Annotated in this window: 13 protein-coding genes and 1 tRNA gene; 6 read left to right on the top strand and 8 right to left on the bottom strand. The window is 36.0% G+C overall.

From position 1 onward, the window contains the following. Positions 1–44: 44 nt before the first annotated feature. On the top strand, positions 45–1,751 hold the full coding sequence (locus tag Q8P68_01925) for a tRNA uridine(34) 5-carboxymethylaminomethyl modification radical SAM/GNAT enzyme Elp3 (GenBank protein MDP4007926.1): 1,707 nt from the start codon (positions 45–47) through the stop codon (positions 1,749–1,751). Positions 1,752–1,764: 13 nt separating this feature from the next. Here Q8P68_01925 and Q8P68_01920 read toward each other — a convergent pair whose 3' ends face one another. Together Q8P68_01920 and Q8P68_01915 are read right to left on the bottom strand one after the other, a co-directional pair. Next, the gene (locus Q8P68_01920) at positions 1,765–2,142 is read right to left on the bottom strand and encodes a DUF2065 family protein (protein ID MDP4007925.1); all 378 of its coding nucleotides are present in this window, start codon (positions 2,140–2,142) and stop codon (positions 1,765–1,767) included. Between the two features lie 66 nt (positions 2,143–2,208). Further along, a complete protein-coding gene (locus Q8P68_01915) occupies positions 2,209–2,385 on the bottom strand; it encodes a hypothetical protein (GenBank protein ID MDP4007924.1) in 177 nt (58 codons plus the stop codon). A gap of 257 nt (positions 2,386–2,642) precedes the next feature. On the opposite strand from Q8P68_01915, the gene Q8P68_01910 reads away from it, so the two are divergent. The 3 genes from Q8P68_01910 (at position 2,643) to Q8P68_01900 (ending at position 5,315) form a co-directional block, all read left to right on the top strand. Beyond that, positions 2,643–2,906 (top strand): hypothetical protein, encoded by a 264-nt coding sequence (locus tag Q8P68_01910; GenBank protein MDP4007923.1) that lies wholly within the window; start codon positions 2,643–2,645, stop codon positions 2,904–2,906. Positions 2,907–3,023: 117 nt separating this feature from the next. After that, on the top strand, positions 3,024–4,052 hold the full coding sequence (locus tag Q8P68_01905) for a Fic family protein (GenBank protein MDP4007922.1): 1,029 nt from the start codon (positions 3,024–3,026) through the stop codon (positions 4,050–4,052). A gap of 78 nt (positions 4,053–4,130) precedes the next feature. Next, positions 4,131–5,315, top strand: coding sequence for a hypothetical protein (locus tag Q8P68_01900; GenBank protein MDP4007921.1), 1,185 nt, complete (start codon positions 4,131–4,133; stop codon positions 5,313–5,315). Between the two features lie 50 nt (positions 5,316–5,365). On the opposite strand, the gene Q8P68_01895 is transcribed toward Q8P68_01900, so the two are convergent. From Q8P68_01895 to Q8P68_01880, 4 genes are all read right to left on the bottom strand, one after another. After that, complete coding sequence (locus tag Q8P68_01895; protein ID MDP4007920.1) at positions 5,366–5,752, bottom strand: PIN domain-containing protein; 387 nt, start codon at positions 5,750–5,752, stop codon at positions 5,366–5,368. Then, complete coding sequence (locus tag Q8P68_01890) at positions 5,739–5,903, bottom strand: hypothetical protein (GenBank protein MDP4007919.1); 165 nt, start codon at positions 5,901–5,903, stop codon at positions 5,739–5,741. Before Q8P68_01890 ends, Q8P68_01895 begins: the two co-directional genes overlap by 14 nt. A gap of 83 nt (positions 5,904–5,986) precedes the next feature. Further along, a tRNA-Asn gene (locus Q8P68_01885) sits at positions 5,987–6,061 on the bottom strand. A 253-nt stretch (positions 6,062–6,314) separates the two neighbouring features. Next, on the bottom strand, positions 6,315–7,550 hold the full coding sequence (locus Q8P68_01880) for a hypothetical protein (protein MDP4007918.1): 1,236 nt from the start codon (positions 7,548–7,550) through the stop codon (positions 6,315–6,317). A 309-nt stretch (positions 7,551–7,859) separates the two neighbouring features. Between Q8P68_01880 and Q8P68_01875 the strand changes: the two genes are divergently transcribed. After that, positions 7,860–8,357: a single-stranded DNA-binding protein gene (locus Q8P68_01875; protein ID MDP4007917.1), complete on the top strand. Its 498-nt coding sequence runs from the start codon at positions 7,860–7,862 to the stop codon at positions 8,355–8,357. Between the two features lie 48 nt (positions 8,358–8,405). Continuing rightward, positions 8,406–8,978 (top strand): guanylate kinase, encoded by a 573-nt coding sequence (gene gmk / locus Q8P68_01870; GenBank protein ID MDP4007916.1) that lies wholly within the window; start codon positions 8,406–8,408, stop codon positions 8,976–8,978. Here the strand turns inward: gmk and Q8P68_01865 are convergent, their stop codons facing one another. Both Q8P68_01865 and Q8P68_01860 read right to left on the bottom strand, forming a co-directional pair. Beyond that, positions 8,979–11,663, bottom strand: coding sequence for an FG-GAP-like repeat-containing protein (locus Q8P68_01865; GenBank protein ID MDP4007915.1), 2,685 nt, complete (start codon positions 11,661–11,663; stop codon positions 8,979–8,981). A 12-nt stretch (positions 11,664–11,675) separates the two neighbouring features. Further along, positions 11,676–13,148, bottom strand: coding sequence for a leucyl aminopeptidase family protein (locus Q8P68_01860; GenBank protein MDP4007914.1), 1,473 nt, complete (start codon positions 13,146–13,148; stop codon positions 11,676–11,678). Positions 13,149–13,171 lie beyond the last annotated feature (23 nt).

Genomic DNA, 13,171 nt, shown 5'->3' with positions numbered 1-13,171 from the left:
AGGTATTTTTGATATTTTCCATACCCGACTTAATTAATGAATTTATGAATGATAAGCATGCTCATCTTTTTGAGAAGGAAGAATCGAGTGTCTATAAAGTACGTACAGGTAATACTTCGCTGTGTGAAGCGGTAATCAAGGCGCTTTATGGCTTTGTTGAAGAGATGGATGAGGCAATGTTGAGTGAGCGTGTATTTGAAAAAATTCGCAATCAGGTGACTAAGAAATTTCAAGGTCAAGTCCCAAGAAACATTGAATTGGTCCAAGCCTATCGTGATATGATCGAAGATTCTCGTATAGAGCCATCTGAGATCGTACTTTCTGTTATTATAAAAAGAAAAGTGCGTACACTTTCCGGTATCGCAAATATTACGGTGCTTATGAAAGATTATGGGTGCCCAGGGGAGTGTATATTTTGTCCGACGCAGCCAGGTATGCCAAAGAGTTATTTTTCGACGCAGCCGGCTATGATGAGGGCGGTGCGCAATGATTTTAATTCGTATTTGCAGGTGAAGGCGAGGCTCAATGGGCTTTATTCGCAAGGGCATGATGTTACCAAGATAGATGTGCGCACCGCTGGTGGCACTTGGTCATCTTACCCACATGATTATCAGGAGGATTTTGTAAAAGGAATTTATTTTGCATTAAATGAAGGGAGGGGAGATATGTTGGATTTCGCTGAAGTTGAAGAAAGGCTAAAAAATATCACTTTGGAAGAATTGATAAAACAAAATGAAACGGCAGTTTCACGTTGTGTCGGGCTCTTCGTTGAAACACGACCTGATTGGATAACAATAGATGAGTTGACGAAACTCCGTAGGTTTGGTGTAACCGGGATAGAACTTGGAATTCAAACAACTGATGACAAAGTGAATGAGTTTAATAAGCGTGGGCACGGACTCGAAGAGTCCGTGCGAGCAACCAAGCTTTGTCGTGACGTAGGTCTTAAAATCTGCCATCATATTATGCCAAATCTTCCGGCATCTACTGTTGAATCTGATTTACAAACTGTGCGTGATCTTTTTTCAAAAGGAATTTTGAATCCTGATTATATCAAAATTTATCCATGCATGGTGCTTCCTTACACTGAACTTGAAGGCATGTATAAAAAAGATTCATCTATATATTCTCCATATTCTGATGAAGAATTGATAAAAATACTTACTGAAATTAAAAAAGAAGTTCCGGAATATTGTAGAATTATTCGTCTTCTTAGAGATTTCCCATCTGAGTTAGTACTTAGTGGCTCAAAACTACTTAATGTAAGGCAGATCATGCAAAATCGCGGCATTTCATGCCGCTGTGTTCGTTGTCGTGAAATTAAAGATGATAAATTTAAATTTGAGAATATAGGATTAGTAGAACGTAATTATGATGCAAATGAGGGCAAGGAATATTTTTTAAGTTTTGAAGATACAAAAGAAGATAAGCTGATTGGACTTTTGCGGCTCCGCCTCCTTACAAACGGTCTTGATCCGGAATTAGCAAAAGTTTTCCCGGAATTAAAAAGCTCGGCAATTGTGCGTGAACTTCATGTTTATGGGCAGCAAAAAAGTTTATCCAATACGGGGTCTGCAGATTCTAACACTCAACATTTAGGTTATGGTCGTCGGCTTATGCAGCGCGCTGAAGAGATCGCCAAAGAAAATAATTTCCAAAAAATAGCAGTTATAGCAGCGATTGGTACACGAGAGTATTACAAAAAACTTGGATATTCCTTGGAAGGAACTTATATGGTTAAATCTTTGTAAAGTAAGTTTCTTCTTATGCGAAGTAACCGTAGTAGCATAGAGTTACACCTAACGCTAAATGGATAAGTCCGCCAAAGCGTACGTATTTAGCCTGTGCAAGTTTTAGAACTGATTGAATCCATTTACCCGGAGCAAAAAAGAAGAATAATCCTTTTAGGAGCATTCCCCAACCTGTAAGAGTTATAATCACAAAAGGATTCCATTCCCATACGTTATATGTGCGAACAAGCAACAGTCCAAATGTTACCATTACAAAACTTAGCGTAAATAGTCCGAAATGATAACTTTTAAAATCTTTAATAAGTTTCATCCACGATTTGTGATGAAACAAAATAGAAAATCCGAACACCAAGTAAATTGGTCCGATCAATGAAGATAGAAAAGCTTCCATAGTTTTTTTATTTATATTTTACCTCTGGTTATCATATCAAAAATCCTCCAGAAATAAAGCAATTCTTTATTGCTCGTCATCCATATCATCTTCATCCATATCCATGTCGATATCAATTTGCGCATCGTTGAAATCTTCATCGTCATCAATTAGTCCACCAAAACACTCACATTCGCATTCAGGCATTTTGCACTCAGGGCAGTGTGAGCAGTTGTAACCGCATTCGCAAGCATTTGTATTCATATTTTTTTATTCAAGAATTATACGCAAATTATCTTCATTTTTTATTAAAAGTAAATAGCAAAATAATGGCTTGTACAAGCCTCCTTGCACGCACCCATTAAACTAGCCAGGTTGCGTATTTGGTGGTAAAAAATATCTTTACAGGCTCCCTTTCATTTCATTGTTTTTATTTTAAATGTAATAGTGTAAATTTGGAGTGGAATGATTTTTCATTATAAAAATAATAATTCCTATGCCATACATACAATTATCAAAATGTGAAATCTGCTGAAGAGTATGGTGGAATGTGGGATGAAGGAGGCGTTAAGCTTGTTCCAGCTGATGACGGTGGCGTGTATATTGTTGGTAAGAAATATGTTGGTTATGGAGAATCTTCTAAAACTTATAGTTTGCGAATTAAAGTTGATGAAAATGGTAAGATGAATGATCTTGGTTTTTTTAAACAAAAGCTAGTTAATTTGTATGATAAAATTGATTATATTAAAGAATGGAGATGGCTTCCTCTTCTTAGCTTTGATTAAACGCTTTAAACAAGCCAAAAAAATATGTGGCTCGGCATGGTAGATGATATCCGAACTGTTTGCACTTGTGCAATCGTCTATTAATCGTCTATAATATGACTGTATTTATTCTAAATTATGTTTAATCCAAAGTATCAAATTTCAGCGAAGATTCTTGCTAATATCAAGAGTATTGCAACTCTTATATATGATTTGAATAATAGGAATTTCTCAAAAGTTGTTTTGATGGACTTGATTCAACGAGCTCATGAAATTTCAGCACATGCCTCAACAAGTATTGAGGGGAATCCTTTACCTTTAACGGATGTGAAGACTCTTTTAAAATCTAATCCGAAGCATATTCGTGATAGTGAGCGTGAGGTTTTGAATTATAACAAAGCTTTAACTTGGCTCGATAGTTTTGCGAAAAAAAAGGATGTTCAGTTTGACCTTAGCTTAATTTTAGATATTCATAAGTTTGTTGTAAAAGATTTAATGTCTGATTCTCGATGTGGGAAAATTCGAAAAGAACCAGTTTTTGTAAATGATCCTCTGATAAGAAAAACGATATATTGGCCACCTGATCATCAGGATGTTAATGCTTTAATGAAAGACTTATTTGTTTTTCTTGATAAGAATAAAGGGTACACCGATCCTTTAATTCTTGCTGGTATTTTTCATAAGCAATTTGTTGTTGTTCATCCTTTTGTAGATGGTAATGGTCGTACCGTACGTCTTACTACTAAGATTTTACTTCGTGCTATGGGGCTCAATATATTCAATCTTTTTAGTTTTGAAAATTATTATAATCAGAATGTTTCAAAGTACTTTGAGAAGGTTGGAGTGAAGGGGAATTACTACGATATTTGTGATCAGATTGATTTTACTTCTTGGCTTGAATACTTCACGGATGGAATTATTGATGAACTACTGCGTGTTTCTAAGATACTTGCGAAAAAAAGTATTACTCCGAAAACAATTTTGAAGGAGCATCATAAGCAGATTCTTGATTATATTGAGAAGAATGATTTTATTACCGATAAGATTTATTCGACTCTGACGCAGAGGGCGAAGCCAACTCGTAACCAAGATTTTAATCACTTGATTGATTTGGGATTAATTGAAATGGTAGGTAAGGGAAAGGCTACTATTTATAGGCTTAAGTAAGTGGGAGTCTTTTTACTTGTTTTCAATTATATAAAAATATAATATTATATTCCTTTAAATAGCAAATATTACTATACGATGAGTCATCCAACTCTTGATCAACTGAAAGAATATGTGAAGCTTGCGGAAAGTAGATCTATAAAAGATTATACTCAGGTCCTAAAGAGATTTGTAAAGATGCATGGAGATTATTTTGCTGTTAAAGATGAGGATTTCGCAGAGATCTTATTTCTTCATTGTAAAAACATTTTGTTGACTGATGAACTTAGTGTTGATGCGCACTACAATGCTATGAGACTTTGTAAATTTGCGATGGGAAGTGGGAAATTTATTGTTATGCATAAGGAAAAAATATGGGAATTTTTGATGGACAATTTTCATCATGATAATGGAAATGTTCGTAGTGCAGCTGTGCATGCGTTTTCGCGATTTTGGTTCGCCTTGGATCTTGTAATGACTACTCCTCGTATAAGAGGATATATAGGTAGAAATAAAGGATTATTGGAGGAAGTGGAGAAGTTTATGATGCATTGCTTTGAGCATACATATTTTTTATTGAGAGAGTTTGTGGAAAAAGAATTTGTGATTGATCAGAATATGGGTGAATCTTTGCATGGTATTTTGCTTGAGCTTAATTCTGATGATGTAAAGAAGGATAAGATGAGTTTTGTCACTTTGCGAAGAGTTATGGAGGAGACGTTCAGAGGACGTCTTGCTGACATTATGGCAAAACATGAGTCGTATTTAGAATTTGCTTATAAACAGTTACGTGACCCTTTGTCATATGGGCTTGCTTATGATGGGGAAGAGCTTTTGGCGCCTTTAGTTGTAGCGCCGAGAGTTTATTGTTTTAAGGTTCAGATGAAGTATAAGGGGAATCCATGGAGAAATATTGAAATGTTGCCTGCTATGTCTCTCAGTTACTTGGCAGCGACTATTCTTGAGGTTTTCAATTTTGAAAATGACCATTGCTATGGTTTCTATTCCAATTTGGAGGATTCTTTTGCGAGTTCACAAGAAAAATATGAAGTTTTTGCTGATATGGGTGAAGAAACCGATGCGAGCAGTGTTGAAAATACGCTTTTGAGTAAAGTGTTTTCTAAAATTGGAAAGAAAATGCTTTTTCTCTTTGATTATGGTGATAATTGGGAATTTATTGTGACATTATATGATGTGATAGAAGTATCTGAACCAAATAGATATCCACGTGTTGGGAGTGAATTTGGGAGCGTGCCTAAGCAGTATGATTATGATGATATGTAAGTTCGTGAAATATAAATTTTAGTGGCTCCCCCGACAGAACGAAGTTAGAGCTAAGATTTCTTGTAGAGCTTAAGTAGTTGCTGGTCAAATGTCAGGAGAGTTGCATCATATTTTTGACTTAAGTGTAGCAGTGCTAAGTCTGTAAAAGACAAATTCGCCTTGATGGTTTTGAAAAATTCAATTTCGGATTGTACGTCATTGTTTATGATAAGAGTTGTATCTGCGTTTTGTATGTCGTTGAGAAAATCATCGGCTACTTTTTTACCAAGTTTGTATGTCAGAATTGTGCTGACTTCTTGAATGACGCAGTAAGGAATGATTATTTCGTAATCATCTAAAGAGCTCAGCAAACTAAGAGCTTCTTCATGCAAGGAGTCTTCTTTATAATAAAATGCAATAAAAATATTGCTATCAAGAATGATTTTATTTTTTGCCATACAAAATCTTATCCGTGTTGAGCGCTAGATCTTCTTTCTTTCCCCTTGTTTTGCAAATATGTTTTTTTGCCAAATCAAAAAGTGTTTTTTTCTTTTTCTTTGTAGGTAATTCGACCTTTACACTATATTTTTGTAATATCTTTAGCACCATTGCTTATGTCTAAATTAATAAAGTTATCTGCAAACCAATACTATCATAATAGTAGCAAAGTTTGCAAAATATAAATTTAAACGTGGCTCCGGAGGCCGGATTCGAACCGGCGACCAATTGATTAACAGTCAACTGCTCTACCACTGAGCTACTCCGGAATAATACGTTTTTTATGGTTTGCTTTTGCAAGCCCGTGCATTATAGGCATGCAGTTGTTAAAAGTGCAATATTTTTTGTAACTTTTCTTTGGTTGTTGCGTTTTAATATTTGAACAAAGGCCCTTACCACTATAAATGATATAAATCCTCTCTCTTATGTCACTTTACTTTCCACAATTCGTTTCGGCATTAACTTTGGTTATGCTGGCTTGGCACGTCTCGTTTGGAGTGTTAGCACTGTACTTCTAGTCAATTATTTCTGAAATACGTGTATTCTTCTACCGACTATTTGATCTGGACGGCTGTACAGGTAGCTTAAAACGTCACCTTTTTTGCCAGGATTGATTTTTGGAGTTAGATTCCTGGATATGAGTGGCACTTGCTTGAAACCAAGTCTCTTGATTCTTTCTAATAGATCTTTTGGTTCGCGAGATTGATGCTTTTTTATGTAGTTGGGTATGCAGATAGCGATAGTTACTTTGTCATGCATGTGCCAAAGGTTTTTGAAAAAATCTGCGTATAAAGATGTAATGATTTCAAAATTTCTTTTGATTTCTTCTTCTGATGGGTAGACCGTCATAGGGTCACCTAGGTAGCCTTCTGTTGCGATCAATGCCATGCGTTTTGCCTTTGGGAGGCGCTCCGTTGCATCATGTGGAAAAACTATACAATCTTGTTTTTTGTGAACACCATAGTTTTTGCGTAGCCAGTCGACGTTCATCTTTGAATCGCTGATCATTTTTGGGTTTATATCCGATCCGGTTGCATGGAATCCCATGAGGAGTGCTTCGATAAGAAGGCTACCGGATCCGCAGAATGGATCGACAATTGTTATATTTTTAGGATCTACGTGGTGCATCCCTGCCAAGCTCAAGTTTATGAGTATTTGTGAAAGCTTTGGTGGGAGCATTCCATTTATGGCATCTCTACATGGTTTTTCATAATCTCTTTTTGAATATCCATCGATATCCTGACTCGCTACCAAAAAAGAAACCATGTATAGCGTGTCTGATTTTTGGATAATGTTTATCTCTATTGAATTATCTTTATCGAGAATTTCTTTTTTTGATTGAATGTTTTCTATGTTTTTGGCCTCATCTCTATTGAATTTGTTCATGAATCTTACTTTGGCACCTTCTGTTTTTAGAGTTTTTTTAGTTTCTATCAGTAAAGATTTTAATAATTTTTTAGATTTGTATGTTATAGGTTCAATATTAATCGCATATGTAATTTTTGAGTCTATGTCACAATGTTTTAAAACAGCCTCTGAGATTTTCGCCGCTAAATCAGCTTTTTCGCACTCAGCAACGATTTGTGAGATTTTGATAGTTCCTCCAAGGCGATCTATGGATTGTTGGTTTAGCTGCTCGCCCGTGTGTACTATTAAATGGTTATCGATCATTTCTTCTACTTTTTTTTCAGTAAAAACGGCAGCTATTTCTGCGATTGATAATTCTTTATTTCTACCTAGTTTAAAACTGTAAAGCATGAGGTTATTTTTAATCTATATTTGGAATATTCTAACTGACAGATGGAATCATATACTATGCTTGATGCTTTTAGTATATGTTTTGATACTTTTGTCTAGATTTTTGTACTTTTATTATATGTATTTGAATCGAAGTCAAATCATATTTTTCGAAAACATTTAAATTCGGTTGTGTTAAGAGATATCGAGACATATAATCGCATGGCACGTGAGTAGTGAATTGGACTCGCTTAGCGAGACCTTCTTTCGCAACTCAAGCCGTTGGCGAGTTGCGTTACGTTGCACTTTTAGATTCTAACCCCTGTACATATGTATTCACTCAATAGAGCTCAGTTAATTGGTAATATCACTCGTGACCCGGAAACGCGACAACTTTCTACCGGAGTTACTGTTTGTAGTTTTTCTGTTGCTACAAATCAAGTATGGAATGATCAAAATGGAGTTCGTCAAGAAAAAGCGGAATTTCATGACATTGTAGCATGGAGGAAGCTTGCAGAGATCGCAGGACAATACCTTACAAAGGGATCTAAAGTTTATATCGAAGGACGTATTCAGACTAGAGAGTGGGATGCTGAAGATGGTACAAAAAGAAGAAAAACAGAGATAGTAGCGGAAAATCTTATCATGTTGGATAAAAAAGGTAATGCTGTAGATATGGATAGAACAGCTGCCGGAATTGGAGCTGCAAAGGTTGCAGCGGTACCTGCTGATATGGGAGATCCACTTGAAGATAAATCACCTGTTGCCGTTTCTGCTGCTGACTCAAATATAGATGGAGATGTCGCTATAGATGATTTACCATTCTAGTGTGATTGCTATTATAGTTTTATTAATTCCAACTTCTAATAATTTTTTATGTCGAGTAGGGGTAAGTTTGTTTTAATTTTGGGACCTTCCGGATCCGGTAAAGGTACTGTACTTTCTTTTTTGAAAGAGAGTCATTCTGAGTTCGTATTCCCTATATCTTGCACTACTCGCGCTCCTCGCCCTCATGAAAAAGATGGAGAGGTATATAATTTCGTCACAGAAAAGGAATTTAAAGATAAAATTGAAGATGGTGAATTTTTGGAATATGCATATGTGCATGACATGAATTATTATGGAACGCTCAAAAAACCGATCCTAGATTCCCTGGAGGATGGTAAAACTGTTGTGCGTGAGGTTGATGTACAAGGAGTTCGTTCAATCAAAGAGATACTTCCTGAAGATCAGGTAATGACTATATTTTTGAAGGCAAAATGGGACAATCTTGAGAAACGAATTCGCAATCGCGCACCTATCGGTGATGAGGAATTAAATGAACGCTATGAGAGTTATCTTCGTGAAATGCAATGGCAGGATGAATGCGATTTCGTTATAGAGAGTATTGAGGGAGAAATAGAGCAGCAATGTAAGCTAGTTGAAAAAACGATCTTGGACAACTTATAATTATTGAAATGCCAAGTCGGTTTCTTTCATTCTATATAAAAGTTGAATTACATCTTTTCTACTCATAGCTTCGTTTGGATTAAGTGAATTTTCACTGACCTCTATTAGTTCTTTGGTATGTGCGAAGTTGGTGTATTTGATGAACCATTCATTTTCGGCAGTGGCTTCTATGTCATCATAAAGACTTTGACCTATGTCGACAGTTGAAAAATCAGTTTCAGCCATTTCAAGTACTACTTTTAGAAGTTCAACTTTGTTTATGGTTTGTTCAGGTTTAAAAGTACCATCAGCATAACCTTCTACTATACCGTTGATTTTTGCAGTTTGTATATATGGTGCGTACCATTGCGTAATATCTACATCAGAAAACTCACCATCTATAGGCACTTCTAATGTAAAGTCAAATGCTTCTGAAAGTACTTTTGTCACCTCTGCTCTGTTTATAGGTCTATCTAGTTCCAGTTTACCTTCTGCAGTTCCAGAGAAAATCCCTGCATTTTTTACAAAACCTATAGCGTCACATACTGATGATTCTACATCTGTCTTTTTTACATCAGGAAATCCTGCGCAATATTCTGTAATTACATTAGCTTCAAGTTGAACTTGTTTTTCAATCTTACTTACTACATATCCTTCATAACTTTCATTTGGAAATGATACTTTAATCTCAATCCCATCATTTTGGAGTCCGGAATCATCAACCGCAGTTATTTTGAATTTGTAGCTTAGGTATTTATTTGGTTGAACCAGTGTGATTGAAGTTAGCTTACCAACTCCGGTACTACCGGTGTATGCTCCATTACCTGTCACTTGGTAGACTCTGTATTCTTTTAAGTCGTTCTCTGAGTTTGAACTTGGTTGCCAACTTACCGTCATAATCCCATGTTCATTGATTGTTGCATCGAGATTTGTAACATTTTCCGGTGGGTAAATATTTTTACTTGTTTGTATGAAATGTTGAATGTTCCCATTCGCAGAGCCTACAAAGAAATCCATTTGGCCATCGTTATTAGAATCAAGTGGTGCTATAGATGTGTAGTTACCGAGGTCGTCAGTGATTTCGCCTACTTCTAGAAAATTCCTCCCTACATTGCCGGTTACATTTTCTATATAAAAAACTCTTCCATGTTTATTACCTACCAGTAAATCAGCGTCCCCATCTCTGTCTAGGTCCATGAACCTGGGGCGTGCATGTGAATCAACGTTTATATCTTCGAATTTATTACTTTTAAATGTAAAATTTGCTTCTTTTTTTGTACCTGTATTTTCATAAAAATAAATAGTTCCAAGATCAGTCCCTACGAATAAATCCAAGTCACCGTCTTCATCGTAATCATATAATTCCGGAGCACTAGCCGTTCCAACATCTATATTTTTGAAAAAATCTTCTTCTATTAGGAATTTTGGCGTACGTACTGAACCGATGTTTTTGTATAGATCTAATTTACCTCCATTGTCACTATTTAGTAGACCCAAGTACCCTACAACCAAATCCAGATCTTTATCTCCATCTATATCGATGAATCTAAATTGGCTCGCTCCTTCTTTTGTATTTATAAAACTTTTATCTTTTAACTCAAACTGAGGATCTGCAGTCGTATTGGTATTTTCATAAAAATAAAATCCACCCGTACCGTTGTTCATAAATAAATCAACATCTGAGTCGTCATCCAGATCTGCAAAATCTATATTTGAATGAGTTCCGGTGTCAAGATGAAAATATTCGTCAGTGACTTTTTTAAAATTCGGAGATTGTATAGTCCCTTCATTTCTATAAAAATACATTGCCCCAAGATTGTTTCCTAAAAACAAATCTAAATCTTTATCTCCATCTATATCTACGAAAGCAGGATAGATATATGATTCTTCTATGCTGAAATAACCTGCATCCACTAACTCAAATTCTGGAGTATGTGGGCCACCGGTGTTCTTGTAATAGGCTATTTTACCATTGTCACTTCCTATAAATAAATCAAAATCCCCATCGCTATCTATATCTTCAAACCTTGGGACTGCGACCTCGTTGAATTCTAATCCCTTGTAGTTGTTACTTGTAAGTATGTATTGTGCGACCTTTGGACTTCCTGTGTTTTCATAAAATGAAATTTTTCCATCGAAATTTCCTACAAAAAGATCTAAGTCATTATCAGCATCTATATCTACAAATGCCGGAGCGGCGAAGTTTTTTACATCAACTGTGGCCTCAGCTCCTTGTGCAAATACAAGGTCAGAAACTTCCGCATTACCTCTGTTTTTATAGTAGCTTAATTTATTCCCCCATTCTCCGAAATACATATCAAGGTCTCCATCGCTATCCGTATCAGCAAAAGTAGGGAACATTATAAATTGGCTTTTATCTATACCTAAAAACGTCCTGTCTGTGAGTGTGAAGTTAGGAATTCTTGATCCGCCATCATTTTGGTAATAAATTATCGTTCCTTCTCCAGTCCCTACAAAAAGATCCATATCCCCATCGTTATCGAGATCAGCGAATGTAGGGTAAGTCGCTTCAGGTTGTCCATATCCAAATGGGCTTTCTAATATGTGTTCATCTATTTTTACTTGTATGTCTGTATTTCTTTCTTCAAACGTTAAATCTCTTACCGCGAATACAGTCATAGGTATTGCAGCAATAAGCACAGATATCACTCCGATATAGCAGAGATATTTTTTATAAGTTCCCATAATTATTTAGGGTTATTTGTATTCTCGTAAAAATTCCCATAATGCGCGAAGTAATACACCTCTACCTCCTTTTGGTTTGTATGAGCTTTGCGCCGAGTCTCCATGAGCAGTCCCTGCCATGTCGCAATGTATCCATGGAGTTCCATTGTTTATGAAATTCTGAAGAAATAATGTTGCAGTAATTGTTCCACACCTTACCCCATCTCCAGTATTGTTTAGGTCTGAAATAGTTCCTTTCATAGCTTTTGCATATTGTTTATAAAGTGGTAGTTGCCACATGATTTCATCAGTTCTTTTACCCATTTCAAGCACTTTATTTATGTATTCTTGGTCCGTTCCGAGGATTGGTGTGATGTCATGTCCGGTTGTGTATAGTGCTGCGCCGGTTAGAGTAGCGAAATCCATCATGTGAGCAGGTTTGTATTCTTTTTCTATATAAGTTAAACAATCTGCTAATACGAGGCGTCCTTCAGCGTCTGTATTTAGAATTTCTATCGTTTTACCATTCAAAGCTTTGATGATATCTCCCGGTTTATATGCTTTTTCAGAAATCGCATTTTCTACTACACCTACAACTCCAACTACGTGCAAGTTTGGTTGGAGTTCGCCGAGCATTTTGAAAATCCCCATGACTGTCGCTGCTCCGGACATATCGAGCTTCATATCTTCTATGTATTTTGTAGGTTTTAAATTTAATCCTCCCGTATCAAAACAAACTCCTTTACCTATAAATGCCATAGGCTTTTTGTTGCGAGGCTTGTTTTTGTATTCAAAAACAATCATACGTGCCTTTTCAGTGGCTCCTTGCCCAACTGCCAGTATGGCTCCGGCTTTCATCTTCTCCAGTTTTTTATGATCAAGTACTTTTACTGATATGTTTTTTAGTTTACCTATTGTTTTCGCCTCTTTTTCCACTTGGTTTGGAGACATGTCGCTACCTGGGATATTGATCACGTCTCTTGCCCAAAATACAGCTTCTACAATCGATTCTGCTTCTTTAATTTTTTTGAGAACTTTTTTGTCAGCACCTATCAAAGTAATAGTTGCGATTAAGCATTTATCAGCTTTTTTTGATAAATATTTTTCAAATTTATATCCTCCCAGCATAAATCCTTCGGCGAACTCCTCAAAATTTTCATCATCATCCATTCCCTTTGGTAGCATGATTGAGATCGATTTTGATTTCTCTGTTTTTTGTCGTGCGCTCGCTCCCACAGTTCTAAGTATGTCTGCGCATTCGTCAGATCCTTTTTTTTGTTTTTCTCCCAGTCCAAAAACAATAACTTTTTCAAAAGTGCTTTCAGGGTAAAGAGTTATAGATGTATCGGCTTTGCCTTCGAAATCTTTTGCTTTTATTCTTTTTTGAATAAGTTCTGAAATGTTTTTTGGCAAATCGCTAAACTGTTTTGACAACTCAGTTTTTTCGAACATGCAAATAGCCAAGCAATCTGTTTTTGTGAGCTTTGAAGAGACAGAGAATTTCATATATATGTGATTTTTAAATTTTA

This window comes from Candidatus Peregrinibacteria bacterium (assembly GCA_030700255.1).
Lineage (GTDB): Bacteria > Patescibacteriota > Gracilibacteria > UBA1369 > JABINC01 > JABINC01.
The sequence above is the reverse complement of the archived record's forward strand: the minus strand, read 5'-3'. Positions and strand labels throughout refer to the sequence as shown.